Raw genomic sequence first — 17,385 nt, forward strand, 5'->3', positions numbered from 1 at the left:
GCTTAGGTAGAAATTACATCATTCCACCCATGCCTCCCATTCCACCCATGCCACTCATATCAGGCATAGCAGGTTTGTCTTCTTTAATTTCGCTGATGGTTGCTTCAGTCGTTAAAAGCATACTTGCTACAGATACTGCATTAAGTAAGGCAACTCTTTCTACTTTAACAGGATCGATAATACCAGAAGCAAACATATCTACATATTCGCCTTTAGCAGCATCAAAACCTGTATTTTCGTCTTTTGTATTTTCTACAGTATTAACAACAACGCCTGCATCAAAACCAGCATTTTCAGCAATTTGTCTTAAAGGTGCTCTTAAAGCTCTTTCTACTATTGCAGCTCCGATAGCTTCATCGCCTTTAAGATCTAGTTTGATTTTTGATTTTGCTTTAATAAGTGCAGCGCCACCACCAATTACTATACCTTCTTCAACAGCAGCTTTTGTTGCGCTTAAAGCATCATCAACGCGGTCTTTTTTCTCTTTCATTTCAGTTTCAGTTGCAGCTCCAACTTTGATTAAAGCTACGCCACCGCTTAATTTTGCAAGTCTTTCTTGTAATTTTTCTTTATCATAATCACTTGTTGTTTCAGCGATTTGAGCTTTGATTTGATTGATTCTTGCATCAATATTTGCTTTTTCACCTACACCATTTACGATAGTTGTATTATCTTTATCGATGATCACGCTTGAAGCTTGTCCTAGATCTTCTAAAGTTGCACTTTCTAAAGTTCTTCCAAGCTCTTCAGAAATCACTTCTCCGCCTGTTAAAATAGCAATATCTTCAAGCATAGCTTTTCTTCTATCGCCAAAACCAGGTGCTTTTACAGCTGAAATATTTAAAACACCTCTTAATTTATTAACAACTAAAGTTGCAAGTGCTTCACCTTCAATATCTTCAGCGACGATTAAAAGAGGTTTACCTGTTTTTTGAATTTGCTCTAAAATTGGCAATAAATCTTTTAAGCTTGATATTTTTTTATCATAAAGTAAAATGTAAGGATTTGAAAGTTCTACCAACATTTTATCTGCATTTGTGATAAAATAAGGGCTTAAATATCCTCTATCAAATTGCATACCTTCAACAACATTTAATTCATCATTAATTGACTTAGCTTCTTCAACAGTTATTACGCCGTCTTTGCCTACTTTTTCCATAGCATCAGCGATTAAATTTCCGATTTTTTCATCAGAATTTGCTGAAATAGTAGCAACTTGAGCTATTTCTTTTTTATCTTTAACTTCACGAGAAAGTTTTTTAAGTTCAGCTACGATAGCTTCACAAGCTTTATCCATACCGCGTTTAACTTCGATAGGATTAGCTCCTGCTGTGATATTTCTTAAGCCTTCTTTGAAAATAGCATGAGCTAAAACAGTTGCCGTTGTTGTTCCATCACCTGCTTGATCAGCTGTTTTGCTCGCAACTTCTCTTACTAAAGAAGCACCCATATTTTCTAAAGAATCTTTTAATTCAACTTCTTTAGCAACACTAACACCGTCTTTTGTGATTGTTGGAGCACCAAAGCTTTTTTGGATTAAAACATTGCGACCTCTTGGCCCCATAGTTACTTTTACAGCGTCATTTAATTTTTTAACGCCCTCATAAAGTTTATTTCTTGCTTCATCTGAAAAAATAATTTCTTTTGCCATCGTTAATCCTTTTTTTAAATTATTTTAAAATTCCTAAAATATCATCTATATTTAGTACTAGATACTCATCATTGTCAAGTTTAATTTCAGTTCCGCCGTATTTGGAAAACATAATTTTATCACCACTTGATATATCACTTATTTCTTTACTTACTGCAATTACCTCTCCCATTAGTGGTTTTTCTTTAGCATTATCTGGTATAATTATACCTGAAGATGTTGTTTTAGTTTCTTCTACGCGTTTGATTAAAACACGTTTTCCTAAAGGTTGAAAATTCATTTTGTCCATCCTTATATAATATTGATTTCTAGCACTCTTTAATTTAGAGTGATAAAATCATACTATAAAAAATGAATTTTGTCAATACTTTTAGTAAAAATATTTATATAACTTTAGTTAAATTGACTAAAGTTTTTTTATAAATTAACTTATAAGGATAAAAAAATGAAAAAAATTTTCTATACAATATTTGCTTTAATTGCGGTGCTTATAATAGCTTCTTATGTGATATTATTTACAGGCTTTGGTAATGGTATCGTTGCCAATATAGCTCAAAATAAGATCAAAGAAAGTTCTGGACTTGATGTAAATATTACGCGTTTTAAACTTCGTTTTTCTAGTGTTGATCTTCAGCTTAGTTTGGCCAATATGGTTAATCTTGATTTGTATGGAAAATTAAATCTTTTTAAATTAGGTTTTGATCTTGATTATATCGTTAAATTAAATAAAAATTATGCTCAAAATTTAGGTTTAAATTTAAAAGAAAATTTAGCTTTTGGAGGGAAAATTCAAGGAAAAGCAAGTGATTTTACTGCTAATGGTAAGGGTTATTTGTTTGGATCTGATGTTTTATTAAATGCACGCATTTATGATTATTCTCCTATTGCTTTAAATTTAAGTGCTCAAGATATGCAAATTTCAGAATTGTTAGGGCTTTTTGGTCGAGCAAATTTAGCAAAAGGAACTTTAGATATAGCAAGTAAAATCAGTGCAAAAGATTTAAAACCTGATGGGAATATTATAATAAAACTTGATAATAGTTATATAAACTATGCCATGATTAAAAAAGAATTCGGATTAGACTTGCCTGAAAATTCAAATTTAAAAGCTCAAATTTTGGCAAATATAAAAGACGATAAAATTTATGCTATAAGTAAGGTTTATAATGATTATTTAAATTTGCAAACTCAAAAAACTTTATATAATTTATCTAATAATACTCTTTTTACTGATTTTGATTTAAAAATTCCTAGTCTGGCTAAACTTGAAAAACTGACAAAAACAAAATTAAATGGTAATTTACAAACCATAGGAGACTTAAGTTTGGCGAACAATTCCTTACAAACTTTGAATGCCAATGTTATAGGATTGGGCGGTGAAATTAAGGCCGGTTTTAAAAACAATCAATTACTCGCTCAAATTGATAATGCAGATTTAGGAAAAATTTTAGCCATTGCTGGGTATGGCAGCTTGATTGATGGTAGTTTGAATGCTAATTTAAGCAGCATAGGGCTTGATTTTGCAAATTTTAACGCTGAAGCAAAAGTCAATAATGCAAAAATAAACACCGAGGAGCTTAAAAAAATCGCCCATATAGAACTTCCAAATACAAGTTTTAGTTTTAATGCAAAAGCGGTTGGTAAAAATAGCAATATTGCTTACAATGCAATTTTGGCTTCTAATTTATTAAATATCAAAAAATTATCTGGAACTTATAATCTAAAAAATAAAGAACTCAATACAGATTTAAATTCTTTTATCGATGATTTATCCCAATTTAGTGCTATTGCAGGACAAAAACTACAAGGTAATGCAGAGTTAAACGCAAAAGCTCATCTTATAGGATCTAAGATAAAAAATTTAAGCGCGGATGCAAATATTGCTAATGGAATTATAAAAGCAAATTCTAATGGTGAAAAATTGGATTTAGATATTAATAAACTTGATCTTTCAAAGCTTTTGGTGATTGTAGGCATGCCAAATTATGCAAGTGGAGATATTAATGCAAAAGCACATTTGGATAATGTTGATTTTAAAAATTTAAATGGTAATTTGAATTTAAAAGTCAAGGGTATTTTAAATTCTGTAATTTTAAGTAAAATTTTAAATAAAAAATTTCCAAATAATGTAAATTATGATCTAAATTCAAATATAGTTTTAAAAAATAATATCGCTCAATTTGACAATGCTTTAAATTCTACCTTAGCCAATCTTACACATTTCAAAGGCAGTTTTGATATCAATAAAATGAATTTAAAATCCAATTTTGTTTTAGACGTTAATGATTTTTCTAAATTAGGATTTTTGCTAGATAGAAAACTTAAAGGTTCTGCGAGTTTTAATGGTGATGTTAGCTATGATAAAACTTTAAATTTTAATATCATGAGTAAAAATTTATTCAACGGAGCTTTAAACGCAATTTTAAAAGATAATATTATTAATGCTGATTTAAACAATGTAGATTTGGATACTTTAGCCCAAGGAATAGGTGTTATGGATGTTTATCAAGGCAAGGCTAATGTAAAAGCAAATTATGATATATCAAATGAAAAAGGTGAGGTCAATTTAGATATCAAAGAAGGAAAGCTTAAGCAAAATGCAATTACTACGGCGTTAAAAGTTTTAACTTTTAAAGATTTTACTCAAAAAGTTTTTCATACGGCAAACGCAAAAGCATTAATCAATAAAGAAAATATAAAGCTGAATTTAAATATGCAAGCTGATAATGCTAGTATTCTTATAAATTCAGGAGAGCTTAATTCAAAAAGTGGTTCTTTAAATCTTCCTTTTAATGCTAAAATCGATAAAGTTGATTTTAAAGGAAATATTACAGGAACGACTGATAATCCTAAAATAAAATTAGATGCAAGCAGTGTTGTTGATTCTGTAAAAAATATATTTGGTGTAAAAAACAATGATGCTACGGATAAAAATAAAAAAGTGGATAAAGCAATTAATAAGATAATAAACAAGATATTTTAAGGAAATTTAATGTTTAACGGTCTTATAAGAGAAATTGCACAGGTTGTATCTTATCAGAATAATATTTTAAGATTAAAAGCGCATTATAAACCGAATTTAGGAGATAGTATAGCCGTTAATGGGGCTTGTTTAAGTGTAACAAAAATTCATCATGATGGTTTTGAGGTTGAGCTTTCTCATGAAAGTCGTTTGCATATAGCGGTGCAAAATTTAAAAGAAAATGTCCATATAGAGCCGGCTTTAAGGTTTGGAGATAGAATCGATGGACATTTAATGCAAGGACATATTGATTTTATAGGAACACTAGAAAAAATTCATCAAGATGAAAATGGGGTGGATTTTTTTATTTCCTTACCTAAGGATGCGATGAAATTTGTTGCCTCTAAGGGTAGTATAGGGATTGATGGGGTGAGTTTGACTGTGAATGAGGTTTTTGAAAATCAGATCAGATTGACTATTATTCCTATTACTTTTAGAGAAACTCTTTTTAAAGGATATAAAGTAGGTAGAAAAATCAATATCGAAACTGATTTACTTGCTAGATATATACACGCACAACTAAAAGACACTAAGGAAATATCATGGAAAGAAATAGACAAAATTTCTTATCTTTATTAGACAATGAAAAAGTAAGTGTTTTTTGTGCTTATGATCAAGATTATAATATTTTTAGAGCTAACTCTTTTAAGCAAAATTTATTTTCCCATCTGGGTTTTGAGGGTATTTTAGAATGTGTTTTTATGGATCAAATTCATTCTGATTTGGTACAAAATTATGATACAAATTTAAAAGATCTAACCTGCGATGGTTTAATCACTAAGAAAATAAATACCGCACTTTGTGTTTTAAGTGCTGATTGCTTACCTTTGTTATTGTATCATGAAGATGGCATTATAGCGGCTTTACATTCTGGTAGAAAAGGAAGTTTTGAAAATATTTTAAAAAAATGTGTAGATAAGATTATTTTAGAAAATCCAAATTTAGATAAAACTAAATTTCATCTTTTTATTATGCCAAGTATTTGTTGGAAAAATTATGAAATTAGTGGAGATATTTTAAATTTTGCAAAGCAAAATTTAAAAGATTTTTTATTAGATAATCGGTTAGATTTGAAATCTTTAGTCAAATTTCAAGCTAAAAATTTAAATATAAATCATATTTTAGACTCTGAAATTTGTAGCTTTGAAAACAAAGATTTTTTTTCTTATCGTAGAAATAAAACACAAAAACGTTTTGTGAGTGTGATTTATTTAAAGGATTGATTTAATGTATGAAAAAAAAGATTTAAGGGTTTTAAAGATCATTCAAAAGGCTAGAGAATTTGGTGATTTGGATCTATGTAATGAAATTTTAGTTCATCAGCTTGTTAATTCAGTTTTTAATGAAATAGAGTCTAAAGAAAAAGAAGAGCTGATCGCTCTTTTAAATTCTTTAATAGAAGCTAAAGACAAGGCTTTGCTTAGCAATTAATTTAATTCTATATAATTTTCAAAATCTTCTTCTTTTGGAGGATTTGGTTGATGATTGTTTAAAGCCTCTTGAACAGTTTTTTCATATTGGGCTATAGTGTTTTCAAATTCCTCTTTTTGTTTTCCTTTTAATTCAGACTTGGCAATTTTTACAACTGATGCTGGATTAATGGCTTTGTTATTAAGATATACTCCAAAATGTAAATGAGGGCCTGTACTCATTCCTGTTGATCCTACATAGGCAATGATTTGTCCTTGATTGACTCTTTGACCTGTTTTTATTTTAGCAAAACGACTTAAATGTGCATATAAAGTTGTATATCCTCCTTCATGCTTTACCTGCACAACGTTTCCATATCCTCCTTTTGTTCCAACAAAAATAATCGTTCCCTTGCCAGCGCTTTTAACAGGTGTGCCAGTAGGTGCAGCATAATCTATACCAAGATGTGCGCGGTAACGTTTAAGTATAGGATGATATCTTGCAGTACTAAAAGGAGAAGAAATTCTTATATAATTAACAGGTTTTGTCAGTAAAAAATTATCTAATTCTCTACCTTGTCGATCATAAAAAGTATCATTGTAGGAGAAAACTTCTTGGATATTTTTATTAATTTCCACCGTGGCCATTTTAATTGTAATATCCCCCCATAGTTTTCCCATACGTCTTTTTTGCTCATAATAAAGCGTTATTTCATCTCCTTTTTGGATATTTCTAAAATTGATCCCTTTAAAAGCTCGAACCATTGCACGAGCTAAAGTGCTACTTCCACTTTCTTCATAAACATCTTGATAGGCTGAATTTTTAATGGTTAGATGTAAAATTCTATTGTCAATTTGATAAATAATTGGAGTAAAGGTTAGTACATATTGATTATTTTCATTTTTATAAATATGAATTTGCAAATCATCACTTATCGGGATTAAAACTTGCTCTATATTGTTATTATCGTCTTTTAAAATTTGATATCTTGTTTTATAAAGTATATCAGAAGCAAGCTCTTGATCTTCTTTATCAAGTCCATAATAAAGCGACATCGGAATAGAATTTCGTTGTAAAAATTTAAGTAAAGTATCTCCATTATCCCAAGTTAATTCTTCAACGCTTAAGGCGGCAAAACTTTGAATAACAAATATAAATAAAAGTAAAATTTTTCTCATAAAAAACCTTGATTTTTATAGATTTGAAAATTTAAAATCTATATTTTACTTTATTTTTCTTACAATTGCTTAACAAAAAAGGAATATAATAATACAAAATTATTTTTATAAGGAGTAAAGTTTGCTTAGATTTATAGCACTTTTTCTAACATTAAATCTCACTTTATTTGCCGCAAATTTCGACTTAAAACCTTTTAAAACCGAGCTTTTAAAAGTGAATGATATCTATGGCTATATTAAAGATAGTCCAGAAATTCAAATCAATTCTAGTGGCGTTGTATTACAGCAATTTAAAAATTCTAAAAGCATTATTGCTAGAGCAAGTGTGATCGCTAAAGAAAATGGTCTTGCAAAATTAGAATTTAGTGTTTTTTCAGATTTGAAACAAGAAGCTTTACCATTACCAAATGTTTTACCTAAAAGTGGCGATGAGGTGGTTTTAAATTTTCTTTATGATAGAGGGGTGATTGTTGCTCCAGATGAAAAAACTTATAATGATTTGGTGTCAGATTTTCCTCAAATTTATTTTACCCATATAGATATCTTTGGAGCACAATTGATTAGAAGTTCTACCGTTGCGCCAAAGCGTAGTGATTTTAGAAAATTTTGTGCGGATAATGCGGTGGGTATTTTAATTTTTGCCTTAGAAGATAAAGCTAAAATAATTGATTGTCAAAATTTCAATGAACTTTATGAATTTCCTATTGAAAAAGCATCTAGTGTGCAAATTCCTTTTTATTCTCGCGTGAGTGGATATAGGACTAATTTTTTTGATTTTAATGCGCAAGAGATGAGTGATTATTACCGTTATTATAATGCTTTGATTGATTTTTCTAAGGTTTTAGCGGATTAATGAAAGAAGAGTTTAAGCAATATTTTATCAAGCTTTTAGGCAAAGAAAATGCCTATTTTGATCAAATGCACAAAATTGCTTATAGTTATGATGCAACTAAAAATCATTATCTACCCGATGGTGTGCTTTTTCCAAGAAATGAAGAAGATATTTCCGATATTTTAAAATTTTGCAATAATAGAGATATCATCGTAGTCCCACGCGGTGCTGGAACCGGTATGAGTGGGGGTTCTTTGGCTGTTAATGGTGGTTTAATTTTAGCCTTTGAAAAGCATATGAATAAAATTTTAGAAATCGATTTGGATAATTTAGTTGCCGTTGTTCAACCAGGCGTTATAAATATGCATTTACAAAAAGAAATTGCTAAATACGGACTTTTTTATCCGCCTGATCCTGCTAGTATGGAGCATTCAAGTTTAGGTGGCAATGTCAGTGAAAATGCCGGTGGAATGCGTGCAACAAAATATGGAATTACAAAAGATTATGTTTTAGCTTTAAGAGCGGTTTTGCCTAATGGGGAGATAATTTCTGCAGGCAAACGGACTGTAAAAGACGTTGCAGGTTATAATTTAGCAGGAATCTTAATCGCTAGTGAGGGTTCTTTAGCGGTGTTTAGTGAGCTGACATTAAAATTGGCCGCTTTGCCTAAATTTAAAAAAACAGCCATGGGAATTTTTCCAAATGTAAAAAGTGCTATGAATGCCGTTTTTAAAACTCTAGCAAGTGGAGTTACTCCCGCTTCAATGGAATTTTTAGATAATCTTAGCATTTGTGCAGTGGAGACTAAATTTAATATAGGATTGCCTATAAAAGCTGGAGCGATTTTGGTTGTTGAGGTGGATGGCAATATTGAGGCGTCTATCGATGAGGATTTGAAAATAATAAAGCATTATTTTTTAGAAGAAAATGCAAGTGAATTTAAGATCGCTAGAGATGAAAAAGAGGCTAAAGATATATGGTTTGCTAGAAAAAATTGCTCTCAAAGTATTGCTATGTATGGAAAATTAAAACTAAATGAAGATATCACCGTTCCGCGATCAAAACTTCCTGATTTGTTAGAAGGCATTGCTGAAATTTCAAAAAAATATGGTTTTAAAATTCCTTGTTTCGGTCACGCAGGTGATGGCAATGTGCATACTAATATTATGGTTGAAGATAAAAACGATCAAGAGCAGGTTAAAAAAGGATATTTGGCTGTAGAAGAGCTTTTTAAACTCACGATCAAACTCGGTGGGACTTTAAGTGGGGAGCATGGTATAGGAATTTCAAAGGCGTCTTTTATGAATTTGGCATTTTCTAATGCTGAAATGAATTTGATGAGAAATATAAAAAAAGCCTTTGATCCAAATAATATACTTAACCCTTTTAAAATGGGACTTTAAAGGAATGAAAATTTGAAAAGAATTTTTAATATTTTATTGAGTATTCGCGATAAAGAAATTTTAAATTATGCTGCTGCGCTTAGTTTTTATACTATATTGTCTTTAATTCCGATTTTATTTATATGTTTTTCTGTTTTTACTCAAATTTCAAGTTTTAAAATATATTATGAAAAAGCTAAGCGTGTTATTTTTGCTTTTTTAATTCCTGCTCAACAAGATATAGTGGCTACTTATTTAGATACTTTTTTAAAAAATAGTGTTAATCTAGGCATAGTGGGTCTTATAGCGATGACTTTTACTTCCTTAGCGTTTTTTTCTGGTTATGATTTTGTTATCAATCGTATCACTAAAAGCGAACCTAAAGGAATTTGGCAAAGCATTAGTTCTTATTGGACTTTATTGACTCTCGTTCCTTTGGGACTCGGGCTTAGTTTTTATATTTCTGGTTTTATTCAGCAAACTTTGGATGATTATAAAATAGGATTTAATTTTTTTGAAATTCTACCCTTTGTGATTGTTTGGGGTTTGTTTTTTATATCTTATTCAAGTTCTGTGCATAAAAGTTCTTTGAAAAGTTTATTTCTTGTGTCCTTTAGTGCAAGTGCTATTTGGTATATCGGAAAGAATTTATTTGTTTATTATGTAGTTTATAATAAAACCTATGCAAGTGTTTATGGATCTTTTTCTACTATACTTTTTTTCTTTATTTGGATTTATATTTCCTGGATAATTTACCTTTTTGGACTTAAGGTTTATTTTTTTCTAAATCACAATGATAATGAAGGGAAGAAGGTTAGAAAAAATACAAAAAAGAGCTAATAATTTAAAACGAATCGACAAAAGTGAAGCTCCAAGATAACTGATAAAAATCCAAAACGGAATTTGAACATTGCTTGCATAAAATTTAAAATCAAAAAATTCTTTCAATGCAAAATCAAATAGATCTCCAATTCCAATAAAATGTAAAATCAAACTTAAGGGATAAAATATTACAAAGATAGCGCTTAAAAATATGGATAAAATTTGTTGATAACTAATCAATGGAAAGAAATAAATAACGGGTAAAGTCATAGCAAAAAAAGTCCATATATTTAAAAAAAGTACATTGAAAAAAGCGTTAAAAGATTTTGAAAAATGATGTAAATATAAAAAAATATAAAAAACTCCCATGATGGAAAATAAAAATCCCACGCTAAATAAAAGCTTAGGATAGCAACAAATACAAATAAAAACACTGGCAAAAAGTGTGAAAAAATTAAGCACTTTGATATTTTTACAAATAAGATAAAATCCAAAAATAGCCATAGTTAAAGAACGCACATAGGAAGGAACAAAGCCTATAATATAGGTATAAGAAAAAAGCAAAATAAAAATTAAAATACTTAAATCAAAACGCAGATTTCTATAAGGAAAATATTTTTTTTGAAAAAAGCTATAAATTGGAGTTAGGATAAAAAATATCAAACTAAAAATAAGACCGATATGATATCCGCTAATGGCGATTAAATGAGCAATTCCATAATAATTAACATCATTTCTTAAATCTTTAGATATAGGCAATGCAAAAAATAAAGCCCCATAAAATTCGCGAATTTTTTCATTTGTATGTTGATTTAAAAAATAAGAAATAATAGCATTTTGTTCTTTTATTTTTAGCTTTTCAAGATCATAACTAGGCACATAAAAAATTTGACTAAGATAATCTTTAAAAGTGACATTTTCAGCAATGATTTTTAAATTTAAAAGTTGATTATTGCTTAAATTTAGATCTTTAAAACTTGTCGTGTAAAAAGTAAAATCTTTTGTTTGTATTTTTAAAATCCAATATTTTTTATTCTTTTTGTTGTATTTTGTATAATTTTGCAAAAGAATAGCGTTTTCTATGAGATAGTGTTTATTTTTTTTAAACAATGAAAAATTGTAATATTGTAAAGCTATGTTGAAAGCAAAAATAATGATTCCAAACAAAAATATATAGCGAAATTCTTTAAAATGATTAAAAAAAGAATTTCGCCAAAGCATTATTTTTTAGAAAATTTAGCCAAATAAAACCAAATAATTCCAGCTAATGCTAATAAAAAAAGAGGAGCAATATAAGGATATTTTCCTAATTGAGTAAAGATTTCTTCTATAATATGACCAAAAATATATGCTGCTAAACCTAAGATGATTGACCAAATCAAACTTGCAAAAGCGTTAATGAATGCAAATTTTGTAAAATTATATTTTGCTATTCCAGCCGCTATAGGTATGAAAGTTTTTAATCCATAAATAAATTTTTGCACGATAAGTAAAATCGTGCCGTATTGTTTGATTTTTATTGTTGCTAGTGCAAGTTTGCGTCGATGGTTTTTAAAATAGGGCATGATGTCTTTTTTGTAATATTTTCCAAGTATAAATAATAAAGTAGAACCTAAGGTATTTCCTAAAAAAGCTAGAAAAATACATAGGCTAATTTCCATTTTTCCTTGAGAGCAAAGTATTCCAGCGGCTAAAATTCCAACCATACCGCCACCTAAAGAATAAAAAAACAGGACTATATAGCCATATTGGATCAAGGTATCAACCATATCTTGCATTATAAGTCCTTATTTGGCGTATTCTATAGATCTTAATTCCCGTATGACATTAACTTTAATTTCTCCAGGATATTGCATTTTTTCTTGAATTTCATTGGCAATTTCTTTAGCCAGTAAAGCACTTTCATCATCATTGATCAATCTTGCATTAGCAATGACGCGAATTTCTCTACCTGCATTGATAGCATAAGCATTTTTAATCCCATCTTTACTTTTAGCGATATCTTCTAGTTCTGTGACTCTTTTTAAGAAGGCTTCTAAGACTTCTCGTCTTGCACCAGGTCTTGCTGCGCTTAAGGTATCAGCCGCACACACAGCAGCTGCTTCGATGCTTGTTGCTTCTTCATGTCCGTGATGGGCATAAATCGCATTGATCACCACAGGGTGTTCTTGATAACGCTTACAAAGCTCTCCACCTAAATCAACGTGTGAGCCTTCATAATCATGCGTTAAAGCTTTTCCAATATCGTGTAAAATTCCAGCCCTTCTAGCTAAATTTTCATCACCCCCGCATTCAGCCGCAATAATTCCTGCTAAATGAGCGACTTCTAAAGAATGTGCCAAAGCATTTTGTCCATAACTTGCACGATATTTAAGTTTTCCAATCAATTTAACAATCTCTGGATGAACTTTACTCAATCCCAAATCCATAACGATGGTTTGACCTTCTTCTAAAATAGCATTGTCAAATTCTTGACACACTTTATCATGAACTTCTTCTATACGTGCAGGTTGAATTCTTCCATCTTGAACAAGCAATTCTATCACCTTTGTAGCAATAGCACGACGATAAAGATTAAAGCAGCTTACTATGATGGCTCCAGGTGTATCATCGATAATAATATCAACCCCTAAAACCATTTCTAAAGTTTTTACATTACGTCCTTCTTTGCCTATGATGCGTCCTTTTAACTCATCACTTTTGATATTGATCACATTGATAAGTCTTTCAGCGGCAAATTCTCCTGCAAAACGCGAAGTCGCTTGAGCTAGGATATAATTAGCTCTTCTTTTGGCTTCATTTTTGGCTTCTTCTTCATATTTTCTTACTACGTGTGCGATTTGGCTACGTGAAGTTTCTTCAACTTTTTTAAGGATAATTTCACGTGCTTCATCTTGAGTTAGTCCTGCAGAACATTCTAAAATATTAAGCAAATCATGAAGTTTTGACTCATATTGAGTTTTTACTTTTTCAGCATCTAGGTGCAAATCTTGAATTTGTCTTTTAGTATGCGTGAGTTTTTCTTCATTTTCTTTTATTTTTTCTTCTTGAATTTGAAGTTTTTGTTCTTTTTTGGATAACTCATCAAATTTTTGATTATAGTCTCTTTGAATTTTATGAATTTTATCTTCATATTTTTTCTTTGCTTCAAGTTCTGCATTGAGTATAGAATTTTTAGCATCTTTAAGAGTAAGTTCAGCTTCGTGCTCTATAGCTCTTGCTCTTGCTTTAGCTTGCTCAACAAAAATTTCATATTTAGCATCGTTAATTTTTTTAACAATTAGGTATCCGATTGCGATGCCTATTATAGCGGATACAAATGCGATTATCGACTCTATCATTTTTTCTTTCTTTCCTATAATATTTTCTATAAGGATTGATATAAAATTCACCCATAATATCATGTTCTTGAGTGATTTCTTTCTCACTCAAAGCATGGATACTTTGAGTAAAAATTATATTAGGCTTATAATGTAAATTTGAGAAAAATCTATCATAAAAACCTTGCCCATGTCCTATTCTTTTTAAATTTTTATCTATCCCAATAACAGGGACAATAGCTAGATCAATTTTAGCTTCTAAAAAAGAATTCATAGGCTCTAATATTCCAAACCTTTTTTTAACAAAAGGTAGCCTTAATTTTACAATTTTTAAACTTTTATCTTGCATAAATGGAACAAAAAGTATGCATTTTTTGCTAAGCAAATGACGAAATTTAACCAAATTTGGCTCATAAGCTAAAGGAATAAAAATAAGAATTCTTTTTGCCTTTAATTTTTTAATGATATGAAAGCATTCTTGAAATATTTGAAAATCTTGTTTAAAATATAAATTTGGATGGTGTTTTAATTTAGTTTTTTGCAAAGCTCTAAAATGGATTTTTTGCATCATATGCCTTTTTAAAAACTTATTATCTTAGTTGTGTTATAATTTTACCATTTTTTAAATGAGAATAAGGAAATAAAAGATTATGAAAAAAATATTTTTATTGACTTTGATGATTTGTTTTTTTGTAGGCTGTAGCAACGATAAACAAAAAGATAAGGATGAAAATACAAGTGTAAATATAGAAGCAAATTTGGAACAAGGTGAAGATGTGAATTTCGATATTCATTTGATTGATGGAAATTCGATTTCGGTTCAAAAAAGCAATGAAAAAATCACTTTTGATACTGATAAGGCAACTTTATTTGTGTTTTTTACTACATGGTGCACCCCTTGTGTCGCAGAAATTCCTTATTTGAATAATCTTCAAAATAAATACAAAGATCAAATCAATATAGTAGGTGTTTTACTCGAAGATAAAAGCGATGAAGATATCAAGGCATTTAAAGATAAAAATAAGATTGTATATGAAATAGCTAATGGAGAAAATAATTATCTTTTAGCAAAATCATTAGGCGGTGTTAATGGCATTCCTACCATGTTTTTATATGATAAATATTCTAAATTAATCAATGAATATTTAGGTCTTATTCCTCAAGAAATGTTGGAAATTGATATTCAAAAGGCTGTATTTTAATGTTTGATTTTATAAAAAAAGGACTTTCAAAAACCCTTGAAGGAATTATTGGTATTAAGGGTGATAATAAAAAAATAACTAAAGATTTACTTGAGGAAATTTTATTAGAATCTGATGTAAGTTATGAAATCGTTGAAGAAATTATTTATTATTTACCGCCTAGCAATGAGGTTAAAAAAGAAGATTTAAAACGAGTGATGAGTTCTTATTTTCTTTATGATAAACCTGAAATTGTAAATTCTAAGCCTTTTGTGGAATTGATTTTAGGGGTTAATGGGGCAGGAAAAACAACAACTATTGCTAAACTTGCTTATCTTTATAAAAATAGACAACAAAAAGTGATACTAGGTGCTTGTGATACTTTTAGAGCGGGTGCGATCGAACAATTACGCCTTTGGTCTGAAAAAATTGGAGTGGATATCGTGCTTACTAGCCAAGGACACGATCCTTCAGCGGTTGCATTTGATACGATCAGTAAAGCCAAGGCTAAAAATTTTGATCAAGTTATTATAGATACGGCAGGTCGTTTGCAAAATCAAAAAAATTTAGCTAATGAGCTTGAAAAAATTGTAAGAATTTCAAACAAAGCTTTAGAAGGGGCTCCTCATAGAAAAATTTTAGTTCTTGATGGTACTCAAGGAAATGCGGGAATTTTACAAGCTAAAGCTTTTAATGAAATTGTTAAACTTGATGGAGTTATCATTACCAAACTAGATGGCACAGCTAAAGGTGGAGCACTTTTGGGTATAGCAAGAGAGCTTGAACTTCCTATTTTATATATAGGAGTGGGCGAAAAAATGGAAGATTTGATCGAATTTAATCCGGATAATTTTTTAGATATTTTATTAGAGGGCGTTTTTGAGTAAATGGCCAAAAATAAAATTCTTTTTGAATGCCAAGCTTGTGGAAATCAACAAAGTAAATGGTTGGGAAAATGTCCAGAATGCGGAGCTTGGGATAGCTTTGTAGAGTTAAAAACTGAACAAATTCAAGTCTTAAAAGAAATTGCTAAAGCAAGTTCAAAAGCTAGTGAAGCTGTATGTATTGAAGATGTAGAGCTTGAATATTTTTCAAGATCAAGTACAGGAGATGATGAGCTTGATTTAGTTTTAGGCGGAGGATTAGTTGAGGGATCTTTGATTCTTATTGGTGGAAGTCCTGGTGTTGGCAAATCAACACTTTTGTTAAAAATTGCTTCAAATTTAGCCAAAAAAGGTAAAAAAGTTCTTTATGTAAGTGGTGAAGAAAGCAAAGCACAGATTAAACTAAGGGCAGATAGACTTGAGGCAAATGCTTCAAATTTATTTTTATTGACTGAATTATGCCTTGAAAATATCTTAGAAGAATTACATAAAAAAGATTATGAAATTTTAATCATTGATTCCATACAAACTTTATATTCTAATAAAATTTCTTCCGCAGCAGGAAGCATTACTCAGGTGCGTGAGATCACTTTTGAACTTATGAGAGTGAGCAAGGCTTTTAATATAAGTACTTTTATTATAGGGCATATTACCAAAGAGGGATCTATAGCAGGTCCTAGAGTTTTAGAACATATGGTGGATGTGGTGCTTTATTTTGAAGGCGATGCAACAAAAGAAATCAGGCTTTTAAGAGGCTTTAAAAATCGTTTTGGTGGGACAAGCGAAGTGGGAATTTTTGAAATGACTTCTAAGGGTTTAGTGAGTGCAAAAGATCTCGCAAATCGTTTTTTTACTCGCGGAAGAGCTATTTCAGGAAGTGCATTAGGTGTAGTGATGGAAGGATCTCGTGCCTTAGTTTTGGAAGTGCAAGCTCTAGTTTGTGAAAGTGCTTATCCAAAACGCAGTGCTACAGGCTATGAAAAAAATCGTCTCGATATGCTTTTGGCTTTACTTGAAAGAAAGCTTGAAATTCCATTAGGGCATTATGATGTGTTTGTAAATATCAGCGGTGGCGTTAGGGTAAGTGAAACTGCAGCTGATTTGGCTGTGGTTGCGGCTATAATTTCGAGTTTTAAAAATCGTCCTTTAAGTAAAGATAGCGTTTTTATCGGAGAGCTTAGTTTAAATGGTGAAATTAGAGAAGTATTTAGCCTTGATACTCGTTTAAAAGAAGCAAAAATGCAAAAATTTAAAAATGCTATTATTCCTTCAAAACCTATTGAAGATGTGGGTTTAAAATGTTTTGTGGCTAAGGAACTTAGTCAAGTATTAGAATGGATGTGAAATAAAATATTATCAATTTTTAATGTTTTATCATTCTCTAAAAAAACTATAATTAAAATAAAATAGTGTGATTAAAGTATTTTATAAAGAATCAAAATGAAATATTATAAAATTAATATACAATGATAAATATGAAATATACAAAAAAAGGAAAACAAATGACTAAAGAAAAATTCATCTCTTATGAAGAAGTTCAAGCAAATCCCATGCTTAAATGGTTTTTTTATGAAGAATGTAGTGTCAAAGATAAATATTATCAAGAATGGCAAGAATATGTTAAAAAAACAGATTTAAATACAATGTATATTATAGAAAATCCAAAAGGTAAAGATGTTTATGATTTATCTCCATACCAAAGA

17 protein-coding genes and 1 pseudogene are annotated in these 17,385 nt (G+C 29.9%); 11 read left to right on the forward strand and 7 right to left on the reverse strand.

The genetic code is table 11. The features are described from left to right. Positions 1-13: 13 nt before the first annotated feature. Positions 14-1,651 (reverse strand): chaperonin GroEL, encoded by a 1,638-nt coding sequence (gene groL, locus H2280_RS02375; RefSeq protein ID WP_137623985.1) that lies wholly within the window; start codon positions 1,649-1,651, stop codon positions 14-16. A gap of 19 nt (positions 1,652-1,670) precedes the next feature. Next, positions 1,671-1,931: a co-chaperone GroES gene (groES, locus tag H2280_RS02380; protein ID WP_137623986.1), complete on the reverse strand. Its 261-nt coding sequence runs from the start codon at positions 1,929-1,931 to the stop codon at positions 1,671-1,673. 165 nt (positions 1,932-2,096) lie between these two features. On the opposite strand from groES, the gene H2280_RS02385 reads away from it, so the two are divergent. From H2280_RS02385 to H2280_RS02400, 4 genes are read left to right on the forward strand one after another with little or no spacing between them, the layout of a single operon-like run. Next, positions 2,097-4,634: a hypothetical protein gene (locus H2280_RS02385; protein WP_337215560.1), complete on the forward strand. Its 2,538-nt coding sequence runs from the start codon at positions 2,097-2,099 to the stop codon at positions 4,632-4,634. 9 nt (positions 4,635-4,643) lie between these two features. Then, entirely contained in the window at positions 4,644-5,252 is a 609-nt protein-coding gene (gene ribE / locus H2280_RS02390; RefSeq protein WP_337215561.1) for a riboflavin synthase, read from the forward strand. Beyond that, positions 5,216-5,896 (forward strand): polyphenol oxidase family protein, encoded by a 681-nt coding sequence (locus tag H2280_RS02395; RefSeq protein ID WP_337215562.1) that lies wholly within the window; start codon positions 5,216-5,218, stop codon positions 5,894-5,896. The genes ribE and H2280_RS02395 overlap by 37 nt, the downstream gene beginning before the upstream one ends. 4 nt (positions 5,897-5,900) lie before the next feature. Beyond that, a complete protein-coding gene (locus tag H2280_RS02400) occupies positions 5,901-6,104 on the forward strand; it encodes a hypothetical protein (RefSeq protein WP_137623990.1) in 204 nt (67 codons plus the stop codon). Here H2280_RS02400 and H2280_RS02405 read toward each other — a convergent pair. Further along, the gene (locus H2280_RS02405; RefSeq protein ID WP_137623991.1) at positions 6,101-7,261 is read right to left on the reverse strand and encodes a M23 family metallopeptidase; all 1,161 of its coding nucleotides are present in this window, start codon (positions 7,259-7,261) and stop codon (positions 6,101-6,103) included. The genes H2280_RS02400 and H2280_RS02405 overlap by 4 nt on opposite strands. Positions 7,262-7,382: 121 nt before the next feature. Here H2280_RS02405 and H2280_RS02410 point away from each other — a divergent pair, with 121 nt between their 5' ends. The 3 genes from H2280_RS02410 to H2280_RS02420 are packed head-to-tail and all read left to right on the forward strand — an operon-like array spanning position 7,383 to position 10,315. Then, positions 7,383-8,114, forward strand: a complete 732-nt coding sequence (locus H2280_RS02410) for a plasminogen-binding N-terminal domain-containing protein (RefSeq protein ID WP_337215563.1) — start codon at positions 7,383-7,385, stop codon at positions 8,112-8,114. Then, positions 8,114-9,496, forward strand: a complete 1,383-nt coding sequence (locus H2280_RS02415; protein WP_337215564.1) for an FAD-linked oxidase C-terminal domain-containing protein — start codon at positions 8,114-8,116, stop codon at positions 9,494-9,496. The genes H2280_RS02410 and H2280_RS02415 overlap by 1 nt, the downstream gene beginning before the upstream one ends. Positions 9,497-9,508: 12 nt before the next feature. Further along, entirely contained in the window at positions 9,509-10,315 is an 807-nt protein-coding gene (locus H2280_RS02420) for a YihY/virulence factor BrkB family protein (protein WP_337215565.1), read from the forward strand. On the opposite strand, the gene H2280_RS02425 is transcribed toward H2280_RS02420, so the two are convergent. The 4 genes from H2280_RS02425 to H2280_RS02440 are packed head-to-tail and all read right to left on the reverse strand — an operon-like array spanning position 10,259 to position 14,185. Beyond that, a complete protein-coding gene (locus tag H2280_RS02425) occupies positions 10,259-11,521 on the reverse strand; it encodes a ComEC/Rec2 family competence protein (protein ID WP_442862337.1) in 1,263 nt (420 codons plus the stop codon). The genes H2280_RS02420 and H2280_RS02425 overlap by 57 nt on opposite strands. Continuing rightward, positions 11,518-12,075: a DedA family protein gene (locus H2280_RS02430; RefSeq protein WP_337215567.1), complete on the reverse strand. Its 558-nt coding sequence runs from the start codon at positions 12,073-12,075 to the stop codon at positions 11,518-11,520. The genes H2280_RS02425 and H2280_RS02430 overlap by 4 nt, the downstream gene beginning before the upstream one ends. 9 nt (positions 12,076-12,084) lie before the next feature. Beyond that, positions 12,085-13,638 (reverse strand): ribonuclease Y, encoded by a 1,554-nt coding sequence (gene rny, locus H2280_RS02435; RefSeq protein WP_337215568.1) that lies wholly within the window; start codon positions 13,636-13,638, stop codon positions 12,085-12,087. Beyond that, positions 13,571-14,185, reverse strand: a complete 615-nt coding sequence (locus H2280_RS02440; RefSeq protein WP_337215569.1) for a 5-formyltetrahydrofolate cyclo-ligase — start codon at positions 14,183-14,185, stop codon at positions 13,571-13,573. Before H2280_RS02440 ends, rny begins: the two co-directional genes overlap by 68 nt. An 82-nt stretch (positions 14,186-14,267) precedes the next feature. On the opposite strand from H2280_RS02440, the gene H2280_RS02445 reads away from it, so the two are divergent. The 4 genes and pseudogenes from H2280_RS02445 to H2280_RS02460 form a co-directional block, all read left to right on the forward strand. Continuing rightward, positions 14,268-14,819, forward strand: coding sequence for a TlpA family protein disulfide reductase (locus H2280_RS02445; RefSeq protein ID WP_137623998.1), 552 nt, complete (start codon positions 14,268-14,270; stop codon positions 14,817-14,819). Beyond that, entirely contained in the window at positions 14,819-15,685 is an 867-nt protein-coding gene (ftsY, locus tag H2280_RS02450) for a signal recognition particle-docking protein FtsY (RefSeq protein WP_137623999.1), read from the forward strand. Before H2280_RS02445 ends, ftsY begins: the two co-directional genes overlap by 1 nt. Further along, a complete protein-coding gene (gene radA / locus H2280_RS02455) occupies positions 15,686-17,026 on the forward strand; it encodes a DNA repair protein RadA (RefSeq protein ID WP_337215570.1) in 1,341 nt (446 codons plus the stop codon). It begins immediately after the preceding gene. Positions 17,027-17,184: 158 nt separating this feature from the next. Continuing rightward, positions 17,185-17,385 (forward strand): annotated as a pseudogene (locus tag H2280_RS02460) (ankyrin repeat domain-containing protein); the annotation flags it as partial.

Source organism: Campylobacter sp. 2457A (assembly GCF_020135895.1).
GTDB classification, from domain to species: Bacteria; Campylobacterota; Campylobacteria; order Campylobacterales; family Campylobacteraceae; genus Campylobacter_D; species Campylobacter_D taeniopygiae.

Coding starts and splice junctions, on each gene's coding strand:
- H2280_RS02400 (WP_137623990.1), top strand. CDS start 5,901: ATGTATGAAAAAAAAGATTTAAGGGTTTTAAAGATCATTCAAAAGGCT.
- H2280_RS02405 (WP_137623991.1), bottom strand. CDS start 7,261: ATGAGAAAAATTTTACTTTTATTTATATTTGTTATTCAAAGTTTTGCC.
- radA (WP_337215570.1), top strand. CDS start 15,686: ATGGCCAAAAATAAAATTCTTTTTGAATGCCAAGCTTGTGGAAATCAA.
- ribE (WP_337215561.1), top strand. CDS start 4,644: ATGTTTAACGGTCTTATAAGAGAAATTGCACAGGTTGTATCTTATCAG.
- groL (WP_137623985.1), bottom strand. CDS start 1,651: ATGGCAAAAGAAATTATTTTTTCAGATGAAGCAAGAAATAAACTTTAT.
- H2280_RS02430 (WP_337215567.1), bottom strand. CDS start 12,075: ATGCAAGATATGGTTGATACCTTGATCCAATATGGCTATATAGTCCTG.
- H2280_RS02445 (WP_137623998.1), top strand. CDS start 14,268: ATGAAAAAAATATTTTTATTGACTTTGATGATTTGTTTTTTTGTAGGC.
- groES (WP_137623986.1), bottom strand. CDS start 1,931: ATGAATTTTCAACCTTTAGGAAAACGTGTTTTAATCAAACGCGTAGAA.
- rny (WP_337215568.1), bottom strand. CDS start 13,638: ATGATAGAGTCGATAATCGCATTTGTATCCGCTATAATAGGCATCGCA.
- ftsY (WP_137623999.1), top strand. CDS start 14,819: ATGTTTGATTTTATAAAAAAAGGACTTTCAAAAACCCTTGAAGGAATT.
- H2280_RS02440 (WP_337215569.1), bottom strand. CDS start 14,185: ATGCAAAAAATCCATTTTAGAGCTTTGCAAAAAACTAAATTAAAACAC.
- H2280_RS02385 (WP_337215560.1), top strand. CDS start 2,097: ATGAAAAAAATTTTCTATACAATATTTGCTTTAATTGCGGTGCTTATA.
- H2280_RS02395 (WP_337215562.1), top strand. CDS start 5,216: ATGGAAAGAAATAGACAAAATTTCTTATCTTTATTAGACAATGAAAAA.
- H2280_RS02415 (WP_337215564.1), top strand. CDS start 8,114: ATGAAAGAAGAGTTTAAGCAATATTTTATCAAGCTTTTAGGCAAAGAA.